The following is a 23,411-nucleotide window of genomic DNA, read 5'->3' on the forward strand; positions in this document are numbered from 1 at the left end:
TTGCCAGAGTTAGGAGTTATTTTAAGACTTCTAACTTTTAACTTAAAATCTCAAATAATACATTATCTGAGCGATCGCATCACCAGTTAACTCCAGCCGTCGCTGGAAATCAGCCAGGTTACGGTAGGGCCCGGCTGATTGCCGATTTTGCACCACTGCTTCCGCCAGAGACAAATCTATAAATGGGATTTGTGCTAATTTTTCAACGGTTGCTGTGTTCGGGTTGAGTAAATGGGTAGGATTTTCTAAAGATTCGTGGTCATAGTAAATAAAATTCAGCAGAGGCTTTAATGGTTCTAAGCGCGGCGCTGGTATCCCCAAAGCCGCAGCGATATCTTCAATACAGTAAAATTTCACACCTGAATGTGAAAGTTCCACAAGCGATCGCGCTTGGTGAATTGATAAACCTGGTAAGCGTAACCAATCATCTACAGTCGCTTGATTAGCATCAATGCGAATACCTAATTGAGCTGCAATCTGAATTTCTTCCCCAGATTGTAGGCGATAGTAAGGATCGTTGAGGAGCTTGGCGCGGAGTTTTTGCAGCCTGGAATTTAAAGGTAGCCAATTATTCATGATTGTCGCTTACCTCAAGAAATCTGGTCTAGCAATTGGCGACGCTTTTGCTCAAATTCATACTCTGAAATCAGTCCATCTTGGCGCAGAGCATCTAATTCCCGCATTGCGTCAGCGATCGCTCCTACCTGATTAATCGCCTTTTGTGAGTTCCTCGCTGCTGACTTGCCGAGATTAAAATTACGATCGAAAGCTTCTTCATCTTGGGCTAAATACCAAACTCCCTCAATCGCACTAGCTACCTTGGGGATCGGCGTCCAGGAAAGCAACACATACAAAACACCCCACAAAGGCTGTCCCAGGTAGAATTTATGTAATCCTGAAATTGTCAGTGTGCCAGAAAAAGCTAAAACAGCGGCAACACTTCGGCTTTTGCGCTTAGTCAACATATTTCTAATAAATATACGAATACCATAGTTCCGACAATAAGACAGCCAAAAGGCACACAAACAATTCATCCCTAACTAAATCTTCCCAGTCCCCAATTCCCAGTTCCCAGTCCCCAATCCCCAATTTGAAGAAATTTGAGTAAGTTTCACATGACTGTGCATTCAGCTTTGATGCTAATTTTAAGTTTTTAACGGATCTAGACTACTACGATGTCACAGACCTTCCTACCGCCAGAATGGCTTAAACAGCTTTGCGATCCTTACGCTGTGCTAGGAATTTCTGTGAGTGCTGACGATCGCCAGATTTTTAAACGCTATCATACTTTAGCGAAACTGCTACATCCCGATCGCTATGCTAAAAACTGCAATCCAAACGAAGAATTAGCAACGGCAATACTTAGCTATTTAATCAATCCAGCTTACGAACAACTCAAAAATCGACACAAGCGCTTGATTGCCATAGCTATGCTGCGATCGGACGCAAGACTATTACAGCAGCAAGCTTTGTGTGGGCAAAGTGCCATAGCTAAGGAAATTATAGAAATGTCTGCACCCCAAGCAGAATTGTTTTATGAAGAAGCGATCGCTTCCTATGCAGAAGCTCAATACAAATCACTCCATCAGTTTTCTCAAGTTACACAACAAATTAGTATACTGAATTTAGTTTACTTACAGTTGCATAAACCTGACTTGTTTCTCCCGCAAAAAGTTGTTCCCATCATCCCCGAAGTAGAAGTCAAGCCAGTTGAATTGACATTTAATGAAGAAACTAATGTCAAACCAGTTTTGACAAATTACGCCCAACGTCACTACCAGCGAGCTATTGAGTACGTCAGGCTAGCCAATTGGGCCCTAGCCGTGCAAGAACTGCGCGATGCCATCAAGTTAGAGCCAAATAACAGCGACTATTATGCTTTATTAGGTTTAGTACATCTAAAACAGAAATTTATCGGCATGGCTAGGGTTTACATCCGTCAAGCATTAAAACTTAACCCGCAAGATTCACTAGCTTTGAAATACGCTACCAGACTGAAAATTGAACCGAGTGAAAATACCAATCCGAAATCAATGGCTAAAGCTCTGAGTATTGCGAGTTTATTAAGTCGATTTAACAAGGGGAAACCTTCTCAAGTCAAGTGTTGAAATTTCGGTAACAAACCGTACCAAAACCGAAGCTTCGTGACTAGATTACTCCCCTAGACTAAAATAATAAATAGAAGTAAAACTATTAAGCTACTGAGTCTGGGCGCTCAGTTTAATATAAGCAATATGGGATTCTTCGATTCGGAAATAGTTCAGCAAGAAGCAAAACAGCTGTTTGAGGATTATCAAGCGCTGATCAAGCTTGGCAACAGCTACGGCAAATTTGACCGCGATGGCAAAAAGCTGTTTATTGAGCAAATGGAAACCATGATGGATCGGTACCGCATCTTTATGAAGCGCTTCGAGCTATCAGAAGATTTCATGGCACAAATGACAGTAGAACAACTGAAAACGCAATTAGGTCAGTTCGGTGTCACTCCGCAACAAATGTTTGACCAAATGCACCTCACTTTAGAACGGATGAAAGCCGAGCTAGAAAAACAGCCCTAACAAAAGTTAGGAGTTGGGAGTTAGGAGTTCTCAATAAACTCATAACTCATAACTTATCACTCCTAACTTTAATTTGACTTGGGACGAGAAAACTGGGAAGGTGACTTGAAGTTTTCTACGGGTACGTTCTTAAGTGCCTTCTCCATAAAATCTTTCCAAATGGGAGCAACCATGACACCACCTGTGGCATGGTCAGCTAATTGTTTGTTGTCATCTCTCCCTACCCAAACAGCAGTTGTCAACTGTGGCACAGTGCCAACAAACCAAATATCTTTTTCTGATGATGTTGTTCCGGTTTTCCCTGCGGCTGGGCGACCGAGAGCAGCACCTTTACCTGTACCTTCAGTGATTACCGATCGCATCACATCGATAATTGCGGCTGATGCCCAAGGATCGAGAACTAGCTGTGGTTTAGGAGTGTTATCTAGCAACACGTTACCACTACTATCGGTGACACGGGCAATTACAGTTGGTGGAGATTGCCAGCCATAATTAGCAAAGGTAGCATAGGCACTAGCCATTTCCAGAGGAGTGACACCAATTGCACCAAGTGGTAAGGAAGTAACAGGTTCCATTGGACTCATAATGCCCAAAGTACGACACGTTTCTATAACTCTATTCATCCCTACAGCCTTACCAATCTTGATCACCGGAATGTTACGCGATTGGGCTAAAGCTCTGCGGATTGGCATAGCTCCACTAAAACCGCCATCATAATTTCTGGGAAAGTACCAACCGTTACCATCTCGATAGCTAACTGGGGCATCTACCACTGTTGAGTCTGGCCCATATTTACCAGTAGCAAAAGCAGTATAGTATACAAACGGTTTAAAAGAAGATCCGGGCTGGCGCTGAGATTGAGTTGCACGATTAAATTCACTCGTCTTAGGATCTATACCGCCCACCAGTGCTTTAATAAAATGCGTGCGCGGATCGATGGCCACAAGGGCCATTTGATTCTTATATAATCCTTGCCCCAGAAGTGTTTTATGCCACTTAACGACAGTTTCCTCAGCCATGATTTGGAAGTTGGCGTCAACTGTAGTTTGCACCCGCATCCCGCCTTTGAGTAGTGTCTCACGCCCAAACTTCTTAGCCAACTCCTGCGCTACGGTATTGGTTACATAAGGTAAGGCACTACCTTGAAAGGATTTGATTCTCCCAAGTTTGATTTCTTGCTTAAGGGCATTATCGTATTCTGACTGGTTGATCCAGTTCAATTCCAGCATCCGTCCCAGCACTTCTTTTTGTTTCTGTTTTGCCAGCTTCATGCTCACAAACGGGCTAAATTCTTCTGGTGCTTGGATCAAACCCGCCATCATTGCTGACTCACCCAAGCTTAAATATTCTGATGATTTATTAAAGTAACTGCGGGCTGCCGTTTGTACACCATAATTGTTATGACCCCAATAAACTTGATTGAGGTACATTTCTAATATTTGGTCTTTAGTGAGAATTTGTTCTAACCGGATTGCTAGCACAGCCTCTGCTAACTTACGGGTAAAGGCCCGTTTTTGAGACAAAAACAGGTTTTTTACCAATTGCATAGTCACAGTAGAGCCACCCTCTTTGACTCCACCTGCTACAGCGTTAACTACTATAGCCCGGCCAACACCAGTGGGGTTAATACCGTGGTGATCGTAGAAGTGGCTATCTTCACTTGCCAATACTGCCCGTTTTAAATTCGGGGAAATTCTATCCAGAGGTACGACTTCCCGATTGGCTTCCCCATGAATACTTGTTAAGAGCTTGCCCTTAACGTCATAAATGTAAGTCGTTTCTGAGGGGAAGAAGTTACGTAGCTGTCTCACATCTGGCAAATTACGGAAACTGATGGCTAAACCAACCAGTCCTCCGGCTACAATGGAACTTGCCAGCATGGTGATTGATAGGAGAGTACCGCCAGTTACCTGACCAACTCCTTTCAAAAACTCAAAACCTGATGAAGCCCGACGCTGTGGCTGTTTATCTTCAAAAGTCCTAGACGACGACACGGCTATTTCACTTCCTCACTTGTAAATTTAACTGTAATTGATTGGGTGAAGCAAGGCGGTTAGTTTTTTGCAATTATAGTAGTTTGGCAGATGAGAAAGCGGATAAATTGCAAGTGTTTATAACCAACTTAACTTCTAGTGTGCAAAACATAGCTAATAATGAGTCTCTTAATATGACGCAAGATTTTGCTTGGCTGCGTCGTGGTGTAGTAGAAGTTTTCCCACAATCAACTGATGTTAACAGCGAAAGTCTAGAAAGGCTCTTACTAACTACAGACAAACCTTTAAGGGTCAAATTGGGAATTGACCCTACAGGTACTGATATTCATCTTGGTCATAGCATACCAGTACGAAAACTGCGAGGATTTCAAGATGCAGGTCATACAGCAGTTTTAATTATTGGCGATTTTACAGCACGTATTGGCGATCCAACTGGTAAATCTGAAGTGCGTCGTCAACTTACAGAAGCAGATGTAGCTAAAAATGCTCAGACTTATTTAGATCAAGTACGTCCTATCTTGGATTTTGACACACCAGGAAGGTTAGAGGTGCGCTATAACTCTGAATGGCTCTCTAAGCTCAACTTAGAGAAAATTTTGGAGTTACTCTCCACGATGACGGTGGGGCAGATGTTAGCGAAGGAAGGATTTGCCGATCGCTATAAAAAAGAGAATCCGATTTTTATCCATGAGTTCCTGTACCCGTTAATGCAAGGTTTTGATTCGGTTGCAGTTGAGGCAGATGTGGAATTAGGCGGCACCGATCAGAAATTTAATATTGCTGTAGGTAGAGATTTGCAGCGCCATTTTGGTCAAAAGCCCCAATTTGGAATGCTGCTGCCAATTTTGATTGGCACAGATGGCGTGCAAAAAATGTCTAAGTCTTTAGGTAATTATATCGGATTGTCAGAACACTCAGGACAAAAGTATCAAAAGTTGCAAGGAGTTACCGATAATCTCCTAGAACAGTATTTTGAACTGTTAACGGATTTACCTTTGGATCGACTGCCAGAAAATCCCCGCGATCGCCAGACACTTTTAGCATGGGAAGTTGTTAAACAGTACCACGGTGAAACCGCAGCCCAAGAGGCAAAAGAAGCAGCCCAAAGTGGCGGCAAAGAAGGTGCTGTTCCAGAATTTTCTCTAGCTGGCGTGCAGCAATTTCCTACGAAGTTAGCGTATATTCTCAATGTCACTGGCTTGTGCAAAAGTACCGGGGAAGGAAAGCGGAAAATTCAAGAGGGTGGCGTGCGTTTAGATGGCGATCGCATCACTGATGCTGATACCACTTTTGATGCTCCTGGTGAATTACAAGGTAAAGTTTTACAAGTCGGGAAAAATAAGTTTGTGCGCTTAGTACCTTAAATGGGGAATGGGAAGTAGGAAATGGGGAATAGGGAACAGTTAGGACAACGAGTTATTGTGGCTTTGGATGTGCCAGATGAACAAGCTGCGATCGCACTTTTAGATCAACTCCCGCAAGTTGGTTTTTGGAAAGTCGGTTTAGAGTTGTTTACCAGCACTGGCCCGAAAATTCTGGAAGTGTTAAAGTCTCGGCAAAAGCGCATTTTCTTGGATTTAAAGTTTGATGATATCCCCAATACCGTTGCTGGTGCTTGCCGGAGTGCAGCTAGATACGGAGTGGATTTACTGACAATTCATGCTACTGCTGGTAGAGATGCCCTGAAAGCCGCAACTGAGGCGGCACAGGAAGGGGCTGCAAAAGCAGGTGTACAACCACCAAAGTTAATTGCGATTACTCTGCTAACGAGCATTTCTGCCAGACAGTTGGCATTTGATTTAAAAATACCTCTAGAATTGCCAGAATATGCTCTAGAAATGGCCCTACTGGCTCAGGAATCTGGTTTGGATGGGGTAGTTTGTTCGCCTCAAGAGGTGGCACAGCTACGACAAACTTGTGGAAATGACTTTTTACTAGTTTGTCCGGGGGTTAGACCAACTTGGGCTGATATTGGCGATCAAAAGCGATCGCTCACTCCAGCTCAAGCTATTATTGCTGGTGCAGATTATCTAGTGATTGGGCGTCCCATCACCACTGCTACTGAGCCTGAGTTAGCCTGGAAGAGGATTTCTGAGGAGTTGATCGCGGTGGCATGAAGCTTAGAGTCAGTGAGAAACTCAGAGTCCAGGGTGTAGAGAAGAACAATCTTGCCTCTTGGCTCAGTCAGAAAAATTATAGTTTCCTGTTTGCTTGTGGCTTCTGGGTTGTAGTCTCAAATAGCTTTGCTTACCCAGCCTTCTCGATAAACCCTATCCCTAAACCCTCGGCGCTAGCAGAAAGGGAAAATGTCAACAATGGTGCGAAGTCTTTGTGTTCTGAGCAAAATTTAGAAACATTAACTATACAGCTATTGCAAAAATTACCTAGTTATACCAATCGCGCTAGTCAACGCGCCCGCCGCCTCAGTAGAAGCAGTCAGGTTTACAGTTATATGTTAGTGGCAGGAAGACCTGAGTTTACTCCTCTGCCCCTTAACCTTGAAGAATATAGTGCAGATACGTCTAAAAGTGCTGCATCAGAAGTTGAGCAAGTTTTCTTTACTACCTTGGAGCGGCAGTACATAAATCGGAAAGTTGTAGAATTACAAGAATTTCACTGGCTGTTATTGACTAAAACTAAAAGTGGTTGGCAACTAGTGATGATGTTTTCTCAAGTTGGTTCCTATTCACAACAGCAGCCAGTATCTCCACCACGAGATAGTAGTAACGGTACTGTTGCCCAAGGAGTTAAAGCTTGGTTGCGCGATTGTGAAGCTGGAAGTTTACGTTAATAAAACCTAATTCCCAATCTTCGTAAATTAGAAGAATATTAAGTAATGTCTAAAAATACTTACTCAAATTCTCTATAAACAGGATTATCACTTGTGGTTAGAAACTACATTAAAATAATTGCAAGAACAAAATTTAGAACATCTTGATTAGGATCGTTTGATGAGGAGATTCAAAGATTGAAGAATGAACAATAACACAAGTTTGAAAGTTATTTACTTTCTTTGAAATGCTCTGGCGCGGCATAGCCCCTTGTTAAAGATAAGCTAATTTTTTACAGCACGGCATAAATAAACTACTCATTTCAAATCATTAAAATGCTTACGCTGTATACGTGTTTAATTTTGTTCGCGAGTCCGCAAGCGTCATTGTGAATTTTGAATTAGCCTTTTGCGGTACTAATTATTTTCATAGAAGATACATTACCTAACTAGCTTGTATCAGTACGATTTTACCTGTATCTTTAGGAATATTTTTAGGAAAAATAGCTAATAAATAACTAAAAGAAGCAGACATTATTTAAAAACGCAGATTGGCTTGAATTTAAGCGTTGTAACTCCCGTTTTTTGGCGATAACATGGAAAGAAGTTTATTTCAAGCTTTATCAAACCGCCTTTAGCGTCAGTTTTTTTATGGACATTCAGTTAATTAACATCGGGTTTGGTAACATCGTGTCTGCCAACCGAGTAGTTGCCATTGTCAGTCCAGAGTCTGCCCCGATTAAGCGGATTATTACCGATGCACGGGATAGAGGTCAACTGATTGATGCAACTTACGGTCGTCGGACTAGGGCTGTAATTATCACCGATTCCAGCCACGTAATTCTGTCAGCAATTCAGCCGGAAACGGTAGCGAATCGCTTTGTAATTTCTCGCGATCATCAAACTGTAGATAATTGACTAGCAGTGGATTTTTCCCACTTTTGTTTGTACCGGATCGGTAGTACCATGTGAATTAGACAAATTTTATGTCACTCTTGCTACAAATTCTTTAGTCATTAGTGGACTAAACCAAGAACACAAGACTAATGAATAATATGTATTGATTGATTCACAGGTTGAAGGGATGATGCCAGCTTTACCCATCCAGAGTAGTGCGACTACCGAAGAATGCTTACATTTAGGCAGGTTAATTGTTTTAACTGGCCCCAGTGGGGTCGGCAAAGGTACTTTAATGCGATCGCTCCTAGAGCGTCATCCAGAACTCTATTATTCCGTATCCGTGACAACTCGTTCTCCCCGTCCAGGGGAAATCGATGGCAAAAGTTATTACTTCATCAGTCGCAGTAAGTTTGAACAATTAGTTGCTGAAGGTGAATTTTTAGAATGGGCAGAATTTGCTGGTAACTATTACGGCACACCCCGTGAAGCAGTACTTAACCAAATTCATTTCGGTAAGTTGGTGGTGCTGGAAATTGAACTAGAAGGGGCAAGACAAATTCGTGCTTCCTTCCCCAGTGCCCTCAGCATTTTTATTTTACCGCCTTCCTTTGATGAATTAGAGAAACGAATACGCTCTCGTGCCCAAGATTCTGAAGAAGCGATCGCCCGTCGTCTGCTTCACGCCCAAGAAGAAATTCAAGCCGCAGATGAATTTGATATTCAAATCGTTAATGACGATTTTGAAACTGCTTTAAATGATATTGAAGGAGTTTTGTTTAAATAAATTAGGAGTTAAGAGTTAGAAGTTATGAATTATAAACTCCTAATTCTTAACTCCTGTATAGACGCGATTAATGAGCCAGCGCGTTGCGGGGGTTCCCACGGCAATCGCTCATGGGGGGAACCCCCAAGACCGCGCTGCCTCCCCGTTGTAGCGACTGGCGTCGCGTCTCTACTGCTAACTCCCAGTAATTAACCAAATAGACCTTGAATTAGTGCCAAATTACTGGTCAAAAAGTAAGCAACTACTGCACCACCAATACCACCAATCAAGAAAGAACTGCCGAAGTTGTTCCAGCTTTCTTTAGAGTTAAAAGCATCTGCTGGAGGCTTGGGTACGGTAACACTAGGAAGTGCTTTGGGTGGATTGCTATTTGCATACAGTGATAGAGCGCCTGTGAGAACTACAACCAAGCCAATGGCTGACAGTAACCCAGCTAAGTTAGCATTATCTGTGTCCCGCAGTGGGCCTAATTTGGCAAAGGGGCCAAATAGCCAGTAACCATGAGCCATACCAACTTCTAAACCGCGTCTAGCAGGAGCCAGACCTGGGCGATAAGCAGGTAAATTATTAATAAACCCCTTGACCAAGGGAGAAGAATTAACCGGGGTTTCTAGGTTGCCTATCTGCGGATCGCCAAATGCGGGAAAAACAACTTCCCGATTTCTAGGATCGCTGGGAAGATTCTTTGATGCATCTACTGCTTGTGCCATATTTTATGTTCGCCTCTAAATTAAAATGGTGGCATTTTTATATTAATAATAATTGTCGCTAAAGAAGCATTTTGTTTAGGAAGTTTAGAAAAATTAATTTAGCTTATTTTAAAACCGTGAAACTCGCGATACTGTTTACAGATCGCGAGTTTCAAAAAACTATTTTTGCCGACTATTTTAGTGATAATTCTGCCTAACTAAGCTGAAAAAATCATCTACACAATATTAAGCAAAAAACAAGACATCGATTCAACTGTCCTAAATTCCATTTGACACTTATGGTAGTGGGTGGAAAAGTAGGTCGGGGAAAAAGCGGTTGAATTCAATCAAGATACCTGCTGTGATGAACAGCCATATCGTAGCGGCCACAGGCGCTGTGGAAATGAATTTAATCAAATAAGCTGATTGGTCGCCTTTGTCTGCCATGAATTTAGTCTCCAAAACGAATGAATTAGTTAAACTGATTTAGCGTGGGGAAATGGGAATTTCTGTATCCTTGGCTGCTAATTTTCCAGAGAGAAGTTCTTGGACTGCTGCTACTGGCCAAGTAAAGCCTGACGCTATGATAGGTAGTGCCAAACCAATATCGATTTGGATTTCTTTTAGTTCAGTGTTCGGGTCTTTTTTGACTGCTTGCAGATAGGCACGACCTACCCAGCCAATCCAACCAGCAATATATAGAAACAAAATGCTAGGGATCAGGAAATCACCAGCATGATCTAGACGACCATCAACAATCAAGTGGGGATACCCCTCAGGACCACACAGTTCTTGAGAATAACGCTCAAATCGTTTTATCCCTGATTGGGGATCGGCGGTGGTATTACGGGCATTAGCTGCTAGCTGTTGAAAAGCGGGATTGTCCCTGCACGGTGTCAAATTAGCCCCTAAAGCTTGTGCTGGGGGGGCAAAGTTGAACCAAAGACTAATCGCTAACATCAAAGCAAACAATCGTCGCATAGAGTTGTTTCCTTTTATTACAAAACAAGAAGTTCTTTGTACAAAACGAAGCGGCTTGTACAGTTGTTTTTTTGCATAACTAGGAAGTCATCATACTCTTGGGTGGGAACCGAGTAAAGTTTAAGTAAATAAAAGTTAAAGCTTCTCAACCAAAATTAGTGCTGAGTTCCGAGTGCTGTTAGCAAAAGCGGGGCGTTTAGCCCGTGCTCAGTAGAAGAGTTGTTGTAGGGTAGTAAAGAAGCAAGATTTTTTCTTTACTATTCAGGACTCAGGACTCAGCACTCAGCACTCAGCACTCTCAATGACAACCGTTTTAGCAATAGAAACCAGTTGTGATGAAACAGCCGTCGCAATTGTTAACAATCGTAAAGTTTGCAGCAGTATCGTAGCCTCGCAAACTCCAGTCCATCAGCAGTATGGCGGGGTAGTACCAGAAGTAGCGTCTCGCCAGCACTTGGAAACGATAAATGTTGCGATCGCACAAGCCTTAGAGCAAGCTCAACTAAATTGGGGACAAATTGACGCAATTGCCGCCACTTGTGCCCCTGGACTTGTAGGAGCGCTATTGGTGGGATTAACTGCTGCCAAAACTCTAGCGATGGTACACAATAAGCCATTTTTGGGAGTTCATCACCTCGAAGGTCACATCTATGCAACTTACTTGAGCGAATCAACTTTAAATCCCCCTTTCCTTAGCTTACTGGTTTCAGGCGGACATACAAGCTTGATTTATGTCAAAGATTGTGGTAGATACGAAACTCTGGGACAAACCCGTGATGATGCTGCGGGTGAAGCCTTTGATAAAGTGGCGCGATTGTTAAAGCTGGGTTATCCGGGTGGACCAGCGATCGACAAGTTGGCACAGCAGGGTAATCCTCAAGCCTTTGCTTTACCCGAAGGAAAAGTTTCTTTACCTAGTGGGGGGTTTCATCGTTATGATGCGAGTTTTAGTGGGTTAAAAACGGCTGTATTACGTTTAGTGCAGCAGTTAGAAAAAGATAGTGGACAAGTGCCAGTGGCAGATATAGCAGCTAGCTTTCAGGATGCGGTAGCGCGATCGCTAACCAAAAGAGCGATCGCCTGTGCCCTTGACTATAGTCTAGACACAATTGCCATTGGTGGCGGTGTAGCAGCTAATAGCGGTTTGAGAAAAAATCTCCAAGCCGCCGCCGTTAAACATAACCTACGCGTCCTCTTCCCACCTTTAAAATTCTGTACCGATAACGCCGCCATGATTGGCTGTGCCGCCGCTGACCATTTATCCCGTGGTCATACGTCCCCCCTGACACTAGGCGTTGAATCTAGATTAGGGCTTACTCAGGTGATGAAGTTGTATCAATCTGTTGAGTAGTCATTTGTCATTTGTCATTTGTCATTTGTCATTTGTCATTTGTAACTACCAATGCCCAATGCCCAATGCCCAATACCCTATACCCTATAACTATTGACTATCGCCCGAATGTGATCGGCCACTGCATCCGGCTGTTCTAACATAGCCAGGTGTCCGCAATTAGGAATTTCCAAAACATTGTCACCACAATATTGAAAAAGCCTGTGAAAGCTGGCTAAATGGCGCACATACTTGGGTTCCATAACCTTGTCTTCTGCGCCAGCCAAAAAATAAACTGGCTGCTTCAGTTGGGATACTAGCTCAGGTAAACGATTGATTTCTTCTTCAGTTGTGGAGTCTAACAAAGTTCCCAGAGCGGCTTCTGGGTCAGCCACAACGAAATCTATTACTCGTTGACGTGCCCAATAGCGCTCTAAAGGACGAGCTACACTAGCTCTGGTAAACAGCAAATCAATCAAAGGCACTTGGGACAGCCAGCGCGGACGGACTTGCAAAAATTTCTGACCTGCCGAGCGAAACTGCTCAAAGGCTTCTTTGAGGTAAATACCACCGCCAGCGTTGATACAGATAACTCCCTTAACACGCTCAGGTATTTGATCTGCTCCCCAAAGAGCGATCGTCCCGCCTAATGAGTGACCAATTAGCCAAGCACTTCTAATATTCAACTGTTTCAGGAGAACTGCTAAATCTTGAGTATACGCAGCAGGAGTATAAAGAGAATCGAAAGATGAGTCAGCCATACTACTGGAGATGGGCGTCATACTCAAAGACGTTTGTGCTTGACTAAAATCGGTTTTTATCTGAGATTGGGATTCACCAAAACCCCGCAAATCATAGGACAAGCACTGCAAATCATCTGATAGGCGGGAAATCACAGGTTGCCAATATCCACGGCTATTGAGCCAACCGTGGATAAATACCAAAGCATGGGGGCAGGAAGTGGGAGCCGTTAGCTCGTATGCGTGTGGAACGCCCAAGATTTCGATAGTTGCCATACTTGTATCGTACCCTTAAGGATGGGTGCGACTAAATACTAAAGTAGAAAGAGTTAGAAGTTAGGAGTGAGGAATTTTTAACTCATAACTCATAACTCATAACTTCTCACTTTTTTATTTACCCAGCAACCTCTGTCGCACTCCTTCAGCAATTTTGTGACCCAGATATTCAGGAATGAGGCTTTCATTCGGCCCTAACAAGTAGAGAATTAGCCGTGTACGTCCGCGCCAAACCAGTAAATTGGCATTGACTACCAAAAGGTCTTCCTGCCAGATAGCATACATCACTTTGTAGAATAATCCTGGTTGATTATCAGCTTCAATCACTAAGGCAGGGAGATGAAATACTGGATCGACATAAAACTCAGTTTGTACCTGCTCTAAGCCAGTGTCAAGATTAAATTCTACCGCCAGCATCTCTTCTACCTCAAACCGACCTCCTAAAGCCTCGCGAATGGCGCGACAGACATTTTCTGCGGTTTTCTCGGTCAAGGCTTTACTACCACGAGATACCAAAAGTTTGATAAAAACTAACATTGGCGGACGGATTTGACCGTATAGACTTAAACCGTGGATAGTCAACCCATAAGCTGCTAGTACACCAAAAATATCGCTGAGGAGAAAAGACTGGTTGCGGTAAGCAAAATGCAGGGCACTTTTGCTTCCTTCCGGTTTTAGTTCAATAACAGCACGTCTAGTTTTATAGAGACGGTAGGCTAACCGCAAATTTTGCAGTTGAATTTCACTACTGACGAATTGCTCATAAAACTGGGGAAACGCTCGGTTAAAGCGCTTTAGGAGTTCCAGTGTCGAAGATTTTAAACCAGAAGCCATTGTTAAGGGTAAAACTCGCTTGCTTTCGTCATCTGGGGGCTGGGTGTTGAGGGTTGGGTGTTAAGGACTAAGGACTGAGGATTGGGGACTGGGAGGACAAGGGGACAACAGAAGAGTGTTCTCGATACCCAATGCCCAATCCCGTGTATACAATTCACTCCTAAGCTAACGTGCATTTAAGCTCTATAGGAGCAATTGCCAGGATTAGGTTTTTCCATTATGAATTTTGAATTTTGAATTGTTTATATCCTTACGCTTTTGGTGAATTTCTCCTAGCCTTTACAACAAAATGCTAAAGTTGAAAATGATTGGTGTGAAACACGCTCTAACTAGCTGTTACCATTGCAAATCCCGAAAACAACCGAAAAAATTTGAGTGTAATAGGGTAATAAATGGGGGTAGCGATGTTAAAAGTGAATCAACACTCCTGAGAGTGGAAACCAATTCAGTTATACTACCCGAACCGCGTTGGCATGGGTTTTTGGAAAACTTGGTTTAGTACTCCTGAATCTGTAGGGACAACTAGGACAAATCTCTTTGAAGAGCATACAGCAGAAACTGCGGGCAACTCCAGCCCCAGTAGTATTAGCGAAGCTGCTTCAAAGGAGGCTCGGATCGTCTTCAGTACGGAACGAGATATTGACCTATATGAGCTAGAAGAACTCTGTGATGCAGTTGGTTGGTCGCGTCGTCCTCTAAGAAAAGTAAAAAAAGCTATTGAGCATAGTTTTCTCGTTGCTTCAATGTGGCAAGTGAGAGGAAACCAAAAGCGGCTCATTGGTTTTGCCCGTGCTACCTCAGATCACGCCTTTAATGCCACTATCTGGGATGTAGTGGTTCACCCAGACTTTCAAAGTCAAGGACTGGGGAAGGCGCTAATGAAATACGTTCTCAAAAAACTTAGGAGTGAAGAAATTAGTAATGTCACTCTCTTCGCTGACCCCCATGTTGTAGATTTCTACCGAACTATGGGGTTTATGGCCGATCCAGAAGGCATCAAAGGCATGTTCTGGTATCCTCACTAATGCTCAATCCAAATAAAACCCGATTCGCACAATAAAATCAGGTATAGTAGTACAAATCTATTATTTAAATTTGGTTTGACAAGGTTTAGCCGACGAACGCACAAGTAATATCTCTTGTAAAACTAAGTCGGCAGACAAACCTTTAACCTTTATCAGTCCAAATATCTAAATCTAGCTAGTATTTGCAGAAGATATAAATATATTAGGCATGAGCAGTGTTATGTGATATGATTGCCTTAACGCTTTTGTGAAAGCGCGATCGCTTTGATGGGGAGCTAAAACCAAACCCAAAAAAGCGAATGAGTATAACGGGATGTAGCGCAGCTTGGTAGCGCGCCTGCTTTGGGAGCAGGATGCCGCAGGTTCAAATCCTGTCATCCCGATTTAATTAATATAGTTAACACTTAGGGCAATTAGCCAGGTTTTCTTTGCTAAATATGCAATTGAATTACATATTTTTACGGAGAAGACCAATTAGGCTGTTTTGTAGTTGAAGCCTAACAGACAAATTTCGTCATTAAATAGTAAGATATTCTGAACACTAAGCTTTGTATAGATTTGAGAAGATACAGCAGTTTGCAACTAAGTGAGGTACAAAACCAAAGGCTTACAAATTAAATTATTCTTCTGCCTTCTGCCTTCTGCCTTCTGCCTCCTGCCTCAAAACCAATGACTTTGTACTTCATACAAATGAAAACTGCTGTATTAAAGCAATCGCAGATGGAACGATTGATTAACTAATAGCGTCAACTAATTTTAGAAAAAGCCGATAAAATGGCATTTATCATCTCCAAGGTTGGAGAGATGGATAGGCTTTTTGCTGTTTGAGAAGACATATAATTAGCATCTACGGCATTTCGCGGTCAATAGCGAAGCAAACCTAGAAAAACACAACGTTAGCACAGCCAACTTGTGAAAACGATACTATAGCAACTCTAAATAGTTAGGGAACATTGGATTTTGACCGTTGACGCTTAACACTCAACCTCAACGCGCATAATGAATTTTTCAAAACTAAAATGAATTGCTATATAACTAAAGCTAGTTGGTGCTGTGCAAATCCAACCATTTGTTTAATTTAATTGGACTATTGATGCGAGGAGCAGTCATGAAATCATTTATTCGCTTAGGCGCAACATTGGGTATAGCTGGCAGTGTATTTTTAACAGGGCTTTCAGGAATAGGCAATATACCAGGAATGGGCAATCTAGAGGCGATCGCTCTGCCACAAGATCAGGTAGTGAAAAAGCTCCAAGAAGTACCAGTATTCACGCTCACCAATCCTAAAGGCGAATTTGTAGTTCTTTCAAGAAACAACGCATCCAAGCCGATCTCACAAGTGGGATTTTTTATTAGCAAGCAAGATGCTCAAAAATTCCTTGACAATCGGCTCAAAAAAGAAAATCCCCAGTTAGCAGGCACTCTACAGGTTAGACCTTTGTCCTTGGCAGACTACTATAAAATAGTCCAAGAAAGCAAAAAGAAATCAGATTCTGTGATTTATACTTTAGTTCCGACGCAACAACAAGTAGCTTCGGCAACAAGTATGATCAATCAAAATGGTAAAAAGGTAGAGCAATTCAATGGTATTCCTCTATTTGTACCAAAATTTAAGAAAGATAATAGCTATCTGACTATTCCTCTTGCTAAAGGTAATGAGCGATACATCCCTTTCTTTTTTGAGAAAGAACAAGCAGTTGCTTTGTTAGAGGAATTCAAAAAAGCCGTACCAAAGGAAGGAGCCAATACTGAAATTCAGGTGGTGGATTTGTACGGTGTTATGGAAGCTCTCAATAGCAGCAGCGATCCTAGTATCAATAAAATTGTTCTCTATCCATCACGGGAGTCGATCAACTTTATTCGCTCCCTGGCGCCAAATCAATCACCAGCTGCCAAGCCAGCTGCCGCCCCCGCTCCGAAAAAATAACGGATATGCGCTCCAAGGTTGAGGTATGGGGGAGAAACATCCGATAGTCTCTGGTTTACAACTTTGGCAGTGGCGGAATGCAGCTCTTGAAGCAGCGATCGCCACTGATGTCCCACCAATGGAGGTAGATTGGTTGCTCCTCGAAGTTGCTGGATTAGACCGCTTGGCACTGCGTTTGGAGTCTTTTAAAAACTGGCCGCAAATTCAACTGCAATTGCCGCTAGAAGAGTTAGACCAACTGTGGCAGAGGCGATTAAATGACCGCTTACCAGTGCAGTACATTGCCGGTGTGACACCTTGGCGTAACTTTCAAATTGCGGTGTCAAGCGCAGTTTTGATTCCCAGACCAGAAACAGAGTATTTAATTGATTTAGCTTTAGCAGCTGCTAACGGTGTCTCAGGACATTGGGCAGATTTGGGTACTGGGAGTGGTGCGATCGCCATCGGATTAGCAGATGTCTTGCCAAAAGCAACAATTCATGCAGTTGATTACAGTTTAGAGGCTTTGGCGATCGCTCGCTCCAACGCTGATAATTTGGGTTTTGCTGACCGGATTCAATTTTATCAAGGTTCCTGGTGGGAGCCACTGACATTCTTAAAAGGTCAGTTCAGTGGTATGGTGTCGAACCCCCCTTACATCCCCACCAGCACCTTACTGACTTTGCAACCAGAAGTCGTTAACCACGAACCACATCTAGCTTTGGATGGTGGCCTTGATGGCTTAGACTGCATTCGTCATTTGATCGAAGTCTCCCCTAGTTATTTGCAATCGGGTGGCGTGTGGCTAATTGAGATGATGGCTGGACAAGCGGATGCAGTGCAAGAACTTTTACAAAATCAAGGTAGCTATTGTAAGATTCAAATTCACGCTGATTTAGCTGGAATTGAACGTTTTGCCCTGGCCTACAAAAGTTAGGAGTGATGAGTTATGAGTTATGAGTTATGAAATTCCTTACTCCTGCACAGACGCGATTAATCGCGTCTCTACTCCTAACTTTGTAAATATGACCCAAGTTTCTTTAGAAAATCTAATAGTTGGCGCACGCGCTGGTCTTTTAGTGAGCTTTCCGACTGATACTGTTCCGGCACTCGCAGCGATACCAGAAAAAGCAGCATTAATTTTTGCAGCGAAGCAACGCAGTCAAGATAAACCTTTGATTTTGATGGCGGCTAGTGCTGAAGATTTGTGGCCGTATGTCAAAGGTAGTGAGAATGAATATAAAGTTTGGCAAGAATTAGCAGATAAATATTGGCCAGGAGGGCTGACATTAGTTTTGCCAGCGAGTGAACGCTTACCAAAAGTTATGAATCCTATCGATCCAACAACAATTGGGATTCGAGTACCAAACAGTGCGATCGCTCAAACTATTTTGGCGCAAACAGGCCCTCTTGCCACCACTAGCGCCAACTTTTCTGGTCAGCCGCCTTTGCAAACAATGACAGAAATTGAGACTCAGTTTCCCCAGGTTCTGATAGCAACGACAGAATACCAGGGTGAAATACCAGGGATGGGTATACCTTCCACTGTTGCTAAATGGACAGGGATAAATTGGCAGATTTTACGACAAGGTGCCATCGAGTTAGATTTATCGAGTGATAACTAAGTATAGGTAGTTATAATGTTGTTTTCGTGGTGTTAACAACAGAGAAATCTGAAACTTTAGTTGGCGCTGTTGTACTTAATTAGCAAGTTAATAATTGCCAGATATGAATTGGAGCAACTGGATATATCTAGGAGTAGGAATAGCACTAGGTATGGTTTTCCGTCAGTTATTTGGACGATGGCTACGCCCAAAGCAGGCATCGCCTAATGTTTTATCTAGCTCATCCCCAGTAGCGCCATCAGCTCAACAGGATATGTCACTAATATCGCAACAGCTACAGCAAACACAGCTGGCATATCTAATGGCAAAGGAAATGAGCCAGTTTAAAGCTGGTTTTTTGGCGCGGACTACCCATGAATTGCGATCGCCTTTTAATGGTTTGATTGGCTTACATCAATTAATTTTGTCAGATTTGTGTGAAAATCCAGCTGAAGAGCGAGAATTTATTGCCCAAGCTCACGAGCGAACGCTGAAGTTGCTGAAGCTAATGGATGAAATTCTCAATGTTGCAAGAGCTGAACACGGCACTAATAAATTAGATATTCAGCCCAGAGCCTTAGCCGAAATTTTAGAGGAGGTTCATGACTTAACTTATATGCTGGCGGCAAATCGCAATTTTCCCTTACAATTATTACCCGCAGACTCAGAAATTTATGTTTTGACAGATTACCTCTGGCTGCGCCAAGTATTGATAAGTTTAATAGACACTGCCATTACTCAAATGGAGGAAGGCAGCATTTGTATTTCCAGTAGCACCCTACCTACAAACAATTTTGTAAACATTTGGCTAGATTTACCAACCCATGCTGTACCTTGGAGCGAGCCGATTGATTTGCTCAAATTTGAAGATCCGTTGACCCAGATTGACCAAAAAAACGCTACTCTTTCCGCAGGAATGAGACTATTAATCAATCAAACTTTGGTGGAAGTTATGGGAGGAAAGTTAGAAATCTTGCCCTCGACCATTGTCAAGGAACCACTTCAGCAGCTTACCAGAATACAAATCTCTATCCCTCTAGTGAGTAGTGCTAAGTCCTGAGTCCTGAGTAGTATAGCAGGGGACAGGGAACAGGGAACGAGGGTCGAAAGTCGCTTGTTGTCTAGGTTTTATATTAGGTTTATGTCCTAAACTACTTGGCGACAGCTATAGATAAGAAATCTTGCGCCTTGACTACCCTACTCTATTACAGTTATTATACTCAGCACGGGCTAAACCTTAGCTTTCCGCTAACAGCACTCATTGCTCGGAACTATTTCGATGATTCTTGAAGCTGAACTTCTGTAGCAGCAAGGAAAGTACGGTTAGCTTGATTGTGTAGCACCATCGTAGTGGTAGTGTTGCTTTGAAAACCAATCTTTTCGTAGAAACCCTGTTGGTAAGTAGTCATCAGGTAAACTCGCTCAACCGACTTCATACGAGGATGTCTTAAAACGGTTTCTACTAAATTGCTTCCCAACCCACTATGTTGATACTCTGGATGAATCACAACATCCCAAATTGTGGCGCGATAGATGCCATCAGATGTTGCTCTTGCAAAGCCAATGAGCCGATCGCGATTCCAAACGGAAATCACTGGCTCACTATTGGCAATAGCTATACCTAAGTCTTCAATACTGCGTCCCTTTGCCCAGAAAGCGGAAACGTTTAACAGTTCTTGGAGTTGATAAAGGTCAATTTCAGACTTGCGATCGCTAAATTTAATCTGAAGATCGTTCATGTATGGCATCCACTTTTAGCAGTATCTTTGAACAGACATTTGATGAAATTAAATATGCATTATTCAGAAGTCTTGTAGAGACGTAGCGCTACTAAGTCTCTACATTCTTTTTGGGCAGATGTCTATTCAGGAGGCAGGAGGAACCCACCCTTAATAAAGGTGGATTGAAACAAGGACGTTTTATACCTCGCTGCAAGCAGTCTCGGTATAATTATTAGTTTAAACTGGGCTTTAAACCCTGCAAATGCAAGTTTTCATTGATACTCATTCCCTCCTGCCTCCTGCCTCCTAACTCCTGCCTTTCTTTGTAAGGTTAAGTCATATTTTGCTATAAATTGCTGTACGTGTAGAGAAAGAAAATTTAATGACAAACCCACTTCCATAGAGGATGAGTTGCTCCCTGTTGACGTATCCGATAAACTTGTTTTTCTAAACGTTGTTTTTCCTGCGGTGGCAGTCCGAGTAGAATATTCCGACTTTGCCAAACTAAAACAGCAGCAGTCATCCCCAGACAAAAAGCGAGACCGAAGGTAGACAATGGATGGTAGAACAATCCAAATCTCACTGCTACCCAGGTAAAATATTGTTGCCACAGAGCAATTTCTGCACGTAGACCCCACAACGAGGCAGGCGCAATGGTCAGCCATAAACAGCCGACAAACAGCCACCTGCCATATACTGTTAGCTGATGTAGTCTTTGTACTTGTTGAGCAAATGATGGGTCAGATTTCTCAAAGTCTGGGACAGTATTTAATCGTTCTTGCGGTTGATCCATAGGGAAATAAGATTGCAAGGCGTGGGTGAGCAATTCAAAATACTTTCACCCAATTGGGAAATATACACTCTTTTTAACTATCCTGGGAACTGGGAGATGTATCAATCGAATCAGCGTTGTCTAACATTTGGGATTCTCCTTTTCGCTCTCGCCACCAAGTTAGAAGAGTACTGGCGATGAAAATACTCGAATAAGCCCCCATTGTGAAGCCAATAATCAAAGCCAGCGAAAAGTTTTTCAGTGTTTCTCCGCCAAATAAAAAGATTGCAGATAATGTCAGTAATACGGTTAAGGTAGTGTTGATCGATCTTGTCAATGTTTGGTTAACCGCATCATCTACAATTTGGGCAATCGGCTGTTCGGGATGGATTTTAAGGGTTTCCCGAATGCGATCGTAAATTACCACTGTATCGTTGACTGAAAAACCTGTGATCGTAAGTAAGGCGACGATAAAAAGGCTATCTACTTCGATGCCTGCCACCAAACCCAAAAATGAAAAAGCCCCAACTGTAATCAAGATATCGTGGAGTAGGGCAACGATCGCAAACACAGCATAATCTAACTGGAAGCGGAAACTCATGTAGATAGTAATACCGATGAAGGAAACTATCAGAGCTAACATCCCGGATGTAAACAGTTCTCTGCCTAATGTGGGACCAACGGAGTCAATCTGGTTCTTTTGTGGGTCAAAAACGCCGATTTCTTCGCTCAAAGCGTTTTGTAATTTGGTACGCTGATCGACACTCAAATCTTTTGACCGAATTAGTACACCATTTTCTACACCATTTTCTGAGACAAGTTGGATACTGCTATCACCTAGTCCCTGTGCTTTTGCTACTTCCCGGACAGCGTTGATATTAATTGGTTTATCGCAGTTACCGGGTTTGGTGCAATCTCGGACAAACTGCAACCGCGTACCACCGATAAAATCTAAACCGGGGCGTAAGGGGGAACGAATACTAGGTTGTTGCCAAGAAATCACCATTGAGATGATACCAGCGATGATGATAGCAGCAGAAATACTCCACCACAGCGATCGCGATTTATTAATGCTTAGTTTCATTGAGTCACCTCTGCCTTATTCGATGCTGGCAGGTTTGGACAGAAAAGTTCTGTCTTCCGCAAGGAGTGAATTGAAATTGCCAAAAATAGCAATGTTCGACTACAGGTAATTGCAGTAAACATACTTACAGCTACCCCCAAAGCTAAGGTTAGAGCAAAACCTTTAACTAAACCAGACCCCAGCCAAAATAGGGCAGCGCAAGCAATCCATGTAGTGACGTTGCTATCTAAAATACTAGAAAATGCCCGATAGAAACCAGATTCTACAGAACGATACAGAGATTTACCCGCCCGCAATTCTTCCCGCGTCCTTTCAAAAATTAGCACATTGGCATCAACTGCCATCCCAATACTGAGAATAAAACCAGCAATTCCCGGCAAAGTTAGGGTAACGCCCAACAAAGCAAAGGTTGACCAAGTTAAGAGAGAGTAGATCACTAGTGATATATCCGCAATCAATCCTGGTAGTCGATAGTAAACCACCATGAATATTAATACTAAAGTCAAACCACCGACTCCAGCATAAATACTACTTTGAATGCTATCTTTACCCAAGGTTGCTCCGACTGTCCGCCTTTCTGCAACTTCTACTGGTACGGGTAATGCGCCACCACGTAACTGCACGCCTAAGTCATTGGCTTGTTGGGCGGTAAAACGTCCTGTAATCACCGCAGAACCACCTGTAATCCCAGTGGCGGCAAATTCTATACCTACAGTAGGAGCGCTGATTAGTTCATTGTCCAGAAAAACACCAATGCTACGCCCAGTACCAGCGAGATTTTTCGTCAAATTGGCAAACAGTTCACCACCCTTTTGGTCGAAGCGAATAGCAACATTCCAGTTGTTACCTTGAGTGGGTTCACCATAGGCATCCTTGAGGTATTTGCCAATTAGTGGTGGATTAGTGCTTTCAAACAATTCTGCGATCGCTTGATTATTTTTCTGTAAGTCTTCTTGATTCTTGACAATTGCCGCTTTGTCGTTACTCTTTCTTAATTCTTCTTGCTTGAATTTCAATTCAGCTCTTGATGCTTGAAAAGCCAGCAGCTGAGTTTCTGTATTCGCCTTTTGGGTACGAAATTCTAACTGTGCTGTACCCCCTAGCACCCGTTCAGCTTGCTCTGGATCGTTGACTCCTGGTAGTTGCACCAATATTTTATCTGTACCGACTGTTTGGATTACTGGCTCAGAAACACCTAAACCATTAATCCGGCCTTCGACAACTTTCTTCACACCTTCCAATTCGCGTTCGGTGATTTTGGGGATATCCGCTGATGGTTTCACCTGAATTGTGAGCTGTGAACCTCCGCGCAAGTCCAGCCCCAGAGGTATCGGAATTGTGGCAATCACCGTAATAGCGGCGATTATCAGGACTAAAATCAAAATTAATAGCGATCGCTGTCTTTGCATACCATAACTCGCATCTGACAAAGGCTATAATAGC

General features: G+C 42.8%; 25 protein-coding genes and 1 tRNA gene. 14 read left to right on the forward strand and 12 right to left on the reverse strand.

Annotation, left to right across the window (positions count from 1 at the left end):
• Window positions 1-42: 42 nt before the first annotated feature.
• Window positions 43-576, reverse strand: coding sequence for a helix-hairpin-helix domain-containing protein (locus RM049_RS09985; protein WP_194042369.1), 534 nt, complete (start codon window positions 574-576; stop codon window positions 43-45).
• A gap of 14 nt (window positions 577-590) precedes the next feature.
• Entirely contained in the window at window positions 591-965 is a 375-nt protein-coding gene (locus tag RM049_RS09990) for an NINE protein (protein ID WP_194042368.1), read from the reverse strand.
• 210 nt (window positions 966-1,175) lie between these two features.
• Here RM049_RS09990 and RM049_RS09995 point away from each other — a divergent pair, with 210 nt between their 5' ends.
• Both RM049_RS09995 and RM049_RS10000 read left to right on the forward strand, forming a co-directional pair.
• On the forward strand, window positions 1,176-2,108 hold the full coding sequence (locus RM049_RS09995; protein WP_322704061.1) for a J domain-containing protein: 933 nt from the start codon (window positions 1,176-1,178) through the stop codon (window positions 2,106-2,108).
• A 126-nt stretch (window positions 2,109-2,234) separates the two neighbouring features.
• The gene (locus tag RM049_RS10000; RefSeq protein ID WP_094349476.1) at window positions 2,235-2,558 is read left to right on the forward strand and encodes a DUF1825 family protein; all 324 of its coding nucleotides are present in this window, start codon (window positions 2,235-2,237) and stop codon (window positions 2,556-2,558) included.
• Window positions 2,559-2,626: 68 nt separating this feature from the next.
• Here the strand turns inward: RM049_RS10000 and RM049_RS10005 are convergent, their stop codons facing one another.
• Entirely contained in the window at window positions 2,627-4,552 is a 1,926-nt protein-coding gene (locus RM049_RS10005) for a transglycosylase domain-containing protein (RefSeq protein WP_322704062.1), read from the reverse strand.
• Window positions 4,553-4,725: 173 nt separating this feature from the next.
• Between RM049_RS10005 and tyrS the strand changes: the two genes are divergently transcribed.
• The 5 genes from tyrS (at window position 4,726) to gmk (ending at window position 9,006) form a co-directional block, all read left to right on the forward strand.
• On the forward strand, window positions 4,726-5,916 hold the full coding sequence (gene tyrS, locus RM049_RS10010; protein ID WP_322704063.1) for a tyrosine--tRNA ligase: 1,191 nt from the start codon (window positions 4,726-4,728) through the stop codon (window positions 5,914-5,916).
• Window positions 5,917-5,937: 21 nt separating this feature from the next.
• Window positions 5,938-6,669, forward strand: a complete 732-nt coding sequence (pyrF, locus tag RM049_RS10015) for an orotidine-5'-phosphate decarboxylase (RefSeq protein ID WP_322704064.1) — start codon at window positions 5,938-5,940, stop codon at window positions 6,667-6,669.
• The gene (locus RM049_RS10020) at window positions 6,666-7,343 is read left to right on the forward strand and encodes a hypothetical protein (protein ID WP_322704065.1); all 678 of its coding nucleotides are present in this window, start codon (window positions 6,666-6,668) and stop codon (window positions 7,341-7,343) included. Before pyrF ends, RM049_RS10020 begins: the two co-directional genes overlap by 4 nt.
• 630 nt (window positions 7,344-7,973) lie before the next feature.
• Complete coding sequence (gene remA / locus RM049_RS10025; RefSeq protein WP_073639751.1) at window positions 7,974-8,240, forward strand: extracellular matrix/biofilm regulator RemA; 267 nt, start codon at window positions 7,974-7,976, stop codon at window positions 8,238-8,240.
• 166 nt (window positions 8,241-8,406) lie between these two features.
• Entirely contained in the window at window positions 8,407-9,006 is a 600-nt protein-coding gene (gene gmk, locus RM049_RS10030; RefSeq protein WP_322672059.1) for a guanylate kinase, read from the forward strand.
• Between the two features lie 188 nt (window positions 9,007-9,194).
• On the opposite strand, the gene RM049_RS10035 is transcribed toward gmk, so the two are convergent.
• The 3 genes from RM049_RS10035 to RM049_RS10045 all read right to left on the reverse strand — a co-directional run bounded on the left by RM049_RS10035 (window position 9,195) and on the right by RM049_RS10045 (window position 10,676).
• Window positions 9,195-9,716: a photosystem I reaction center protein subunit XI gene (locus RM049_RS10035; RefSeq protein ID WP_322671975.1), complete on the reverse strand. Its 522-nt coding sequence runs from the start codon at window positions 9,714-9,716 to the stop codon at window positions 9,195-9,197.
• A 276-nt stretch (window positions 9,717-9,992) separates the two neighbouring features.
• The gene (gene psaJ, locus RM049_RS10040) at window positions 9,993-10,142 is read right to left on the reverse strand and encodes a photosystem I reaction center subunit IX (protein ID WP_094349471.1); all 150 of its coding nucleotides are present in this window, start codon (window positions 10,140-10,142) and stop codon (window positions 9,993-9,995) included.
• Window positions 10,143-10,181: 39 nt separating this feature from the next.
• The gene (locus RM049_RS10045) at window positions 10,182-10,676 is read right to left on the reverse strand and encodes a Photosystem I reaction center subunit III (RefSeq protein WP_322671976.1); all 495 of its coding nucleotides are present in this window, start codon (window positions 10,674-10,676) and stop codon (window positions 10,182-10,184) included.
• 301 nt (window positions 10,677-10,977) lie between these two features.
• Here RM049_RS10045 and tsaD point away from each other — a divergent pair, with 301 nt between their 5' ends.
• Window positions 10,978-12,027: a tRNA (adenosine(37)-N6)-threonylcarbamoyltransferase complex transferase subunit TsaD gene (gene tsaD, locus RM049_RS10050; protein WP_322704066.1), complete on the forward strand. Its 1,050-nt coding sequence runs from the start codon at window positions 10,978-10,980 to the stop codon at window positions 12,025-12,027.
• Between the two features lie 77 nt (window positions 12,028-12,104).
• Here tsaD and RM049_RS10055 read toward each other — a convergent pair whose 3' ends face one another.
• Together RM049_RS10055 and RM049_RS10060 are read right to left on the reverse strand one after the other, a co-directional pair.
• Window positions 12,105-13,022, reverse strand: coding sequence for an alpha/beta hydrolase (locus RM049_RS10055; RefSeq protein WP_322671978.1), 918 nt, complete (start codon window positions 13,020-13,022; stop codon window positions 12,105-12,107).
• 114 nt (window positions 13,023-13,136) lie between these two features.
• On the reverse strand, window positions 13,137-13,856 hold the full coding sequence (locus RM049_RS10060; protein WP_012410214.1) for a hypothetical protein: 720 nt from the start codon (window positions 13,854-13,856) through the stop codon (window positions 13,137-13,139).
• A 473-nt stretch (window positions 13,857-14,329) separates the two neighbouring features.
• Between RM049_RS10060 and RM049_RS10065 the strand changes: the two genes are divergently transcribed.
• The 6 genes from RM049_RS10065 to RM049_RS10090 all read left to right on the forward strand — a co-directional run bounded on the left by RM049_RS10065 (window position 14,330) and on the right by RM049_RS10090 (window position 19,451).
• Window positions 14,330-14,881, forward strand: coding sequence for a GNAT family N-acetyltransferase (locus tag RM049_RS10065; RefSeq protein WP_322671979.1), 552 nt, complete (start codon window positions 14,330-14,332; stop codon window positions 14,879-14,881).
• 309 nt (window positions 14,882-15,190) lie between these two features.
• A tRNA-Pro gene (locus RM049_RS10070) sits at window positions 15,191-15,264 on the forward strand.
• Between the two features lie 725 nt (window positions 15,265-15,989).
• Complete coding sequence (locus RM049_RS10075; protein ID WP_322690074.1) at window positions 15,990-16,808, forward strand: Tic22 family protein; 819 nt, start codon at window positions 15,990-15,992, stop codon at window positions 16,806-16,808.
• Window positions 16,809-16,833: 25 nt separating this feature from the next.
• Window positions 16,834-17,724: a peptide chain release factor N(5)-glutamine methyltransferase gene (gene prmC / locus RM049_RS10080; protein ID WP_322704067.1), complete on the forward strand. Its 891-nt coding sequence runs from the start codon at window positions 16,834-16,836 to the stop codon at window positions 17,722-17,724.
• Between the two features lie 88 nt (window positions 17,725-17,812).
• Complete coding sequence (locus RM049_RS10085) at window positions 17,813-18,412, forward strand: L-threonylcarbamoyladenylate synthase (protein ID WP_322704139.1); 600 nt, start codon at window positions 17,813-17,815, stop codon at window positions 18,410-18,412.
• 103 nt (window positions 18,413-18,515) lie between these two features.
• Window positions 18,516-19,451 carry a HAMP domain-containing sensor histidine kinase gene (locus RM049_RS10090; protein ID WP_322704068.1) on the forward strand — a complete coding sequence of 312 codons (936 nt, stop codon included), beginning with the start codon at window positions 18,516-18,518 and terminating at the stop codon, window positions 19,449-19,451.
• A 211-nt stretch (window positions 19,452-19,662) separates the two neighbouring features.
• On the opposite strand, the gene RM049_RS10095 is transcribed toward RM049_RS10090, so the two are convergent.
• From RM049_RS10095 to secD, 4 genes are all read right to left on the reverse strand, one after another.
• Entirely contained in the window at window positions 19,663-20,130 is a 468-nt protein-coding gene (locus tag RM049_RS10095; protein WP_322690077.1) for a GNAT family N-acetyltransferase, read from the reverse strand.
• 361 nt (window positions 20,131-20,491) lie between these two features.
• The gene (locus RM049_RS10100) at window positions 20,492-20,905 is read right to left on the reverse strand and encodes a hypothetical protein (protein ID WP_322671984.1); all 414 of its coding nucleotides are present in this window, start codon (window positions 20,903-20,905) and stop codon (window positions 20,492-20,494) included.
• A 73-nt stretch (window positions 20,906-20,978) separates the two neighbouring features.
• The gene (gene secF / locus RM049_RS10105; protein WP_322671985.1) at window positions 20,979-21,968 is read right to left on the reverse strand and encodes a protein translocase subunit SecF; all 990 of its coding nucleotides are present in this window, start codon (window positions 21,966-21,968) and stop codon (window positions 20,979-20,981) included.
• Window positions 21,965-23,377 carry a protein translocase subunit SecD gene (gene secD / locus RM049_RS10110; RefSeq protein WP_322672061.1) on the reverse strand — a complete coding sequence of 471 codons (1,413 nt, stop codon included), beginning with the start codon at window positions 23,375-23,377 and terminating at the stop codon, window positions 21,965-21,967. Before secD ends, secF begins: the two co-directional genes overlap by 4 nt.
• Window positions 23,378-23,411: the final 34 nt, after the last annotated feature.

Source organism: Nostoc sp. DedQUE04 (assembly GCF_034530995.1).
Classification (GTDB): domain Bacteria; phylum Cyanobacteriota; class Cyanobacteriia; order Cyanobacteriales; family Nostocaceae; genus Nostoc.

What these genes read in the sequence shown, in the direction of transcription:
- RM049_RS09985 (WP_194042369.1), bottom strand. Translation starts at nt 576, where the DNA reads ATGAATAATTGGCTACCTTTAAATTCCAGGCTGCAAAAACTCCGCGCC.
- RM049_RS09990 (WP_194042368.1), bottom strand. Translation starts at nt 965, where the DNA reads ATGTTGACTAAGCGCAAAAGCCGAAGTGTTGCCGCTGTTTTAGCTTTT.
- RM049_RS09995 (WP_322704061.1), top strand. Translation starts at nt 1,176, where the DNA reads ATGTCACAGACCTTCCTACCGCCAGAATGGCTTAAACAGCTTTGCGAT.
- RM049_RS10000 (WP_094349476.1), top strand. Translation starts at nt 2,235, where the DNA reads ATGGGATTCTTCGATTCGGAAATAGTTCAGCAAGAAGCAAAACAGCTG.
- tyrS (WP_322704063.1), top strand. Translation starts at nt 4,726, where the DNA reads ATGACGCAAGATTTTGCTTGGCTGCGTCGTGGTGTAGTAGAAGTTTTC.
- pyrF (WP_322704064.1), top strand. Translation starts at nt 5,938, where the DNA reads ATGGGGAATAGGGAACAGTTAGGACAACGAGTTATTGTGGCTTTGGAT.
- RM049_RS10020 (WP_322704065.1), top strand. Translation starts at nt 6,666, where the DNA reads ATGAAGCTTAGAGTCAGTGAGAAACTCAGAGTCCAGGGTGTAGAGAAG.
- remA (WP_073639751.1), top strand. Translation starts at nt 7,974, where the DNA reads ATGGACATTCAGTTAATTAACATCGGGTTTGGTAACATCGTGTCTGCC.
- gmk (WP_322672059.1), top strand. Translation starts at nt 8,407, where the DNA reads ATGATGCCAGCTTTACCCATCCAGAGTAGTGCGACTACCGAAGAATGC.
- RM049_RS10035 (WP_322671975.1), bottom strand. Translation starts at nt 9,716, where the DNA reads ATGGCACAAGCAGTAGATGCATCAAAGAATCTTCCCAGCGATCCTAGA.
- psaJ (WP_094349471.1), bottom strand. Translation starts at nt 10,142, where the DNA reads ATGGCAGACAAAGGCGACCAATCAGCTTATTTGATTAAATTCATTTCC.
- RM049_RS10045 (WP_322671976.1), bottom strand. Translation starts at nt 10,676, where the DNA reads ATGCGACGATTGTTTGCTTTGATGTTAGCGATTAGTCTTTGGTTCAAC.
- tsaD (WP_322704066.1), top strand. Translation starts at nt 10,978, where the DNA reads ATGACAACCGTTTTAGCAATAGAAACCAGTTGTGATGAAACAGCCGTC.
- RM049_RS10055 (WP_322671978.1), bottom strand. Translation starts at nt 13,022, where the DNA reads ATGGCAACTATCGAAATCTTGGGCGTTCCACACGCATACGAGCTAACG.
- RM049_RS10060 (WP_012410214.1), bottom strand. Translation starts at nt 13,856, where the DNA reads ATGGCTTCTGGTTTAAAATCTTCGACACTGGAACTCCTAAAGCGCTTT.
- RM049_RS10065 (WP_322671979.1), top strand. Translation starts at nt 14,330, where the DNA reads ATGGGTTTTTGGAAAACTTGGTTTAGTACTCCTGAATCTGTAGGGACA.
- RM049_RS10075 (WP_322690074.1), top strand. Translation starts at nt 15,990, where the DNA reads ATGAAATCATTTATTCGCTTAGGCGCAACATTGGGTATAGCTGGCAGT.
- prmC (WP_322704067.1), top strand. Translation starts at nt 16,834, where the DNA reads ATGGGGGAGAAACATCCGATAGTCTCTGGTTTACAACTTTGGCAGTGG.
- RM049_RS10085 (WP_322704139.1), top strand. Translation starts at nt 17,813, where the DNA reads ATGACCCAAGTTTCTTTAGAAAATCTAATAGTTGGCGCACGCGCTGGT.
- RM049_RS10090 (WP_322704068.1), top strand. Translation starts at nt 18,516, where the DNA reads ATGAATTGGAGCAACTGGATATATCTAGGAGTAGGAATAGCACTAGGT.
- RM049_RS10095 (WP_322690077.1), bottom strand. Translation starts at nt 20,130, where the DNA reads ATGAACGATCTTCAGATTAAATTTAGCGATCGCAAGTCTGAAATTGAC.
- RM049_RS10100 (WP_322671984.1), bottom strand. Translation starts at nt 20,905, where the DNA reads ATGGATCAACCGCAAGAACGATTAAATACTGTCCCAGACTTTGAGAAA.
- secF (WP_322671985.1), bottom strand. Translation starts at nt 21,968, where the DNA reads ATGAAACTAAGCATTAATAAATCGCGATCGCTGTGGTGGAGTATTTCT.
- secD (WP_322672061.1), bottom strand. Translation starts at nt 23,377, where the DNA reads ATGCAAAGACAGCGATCGCTATTAATTTTGATTTTAGTCCTGATAATC.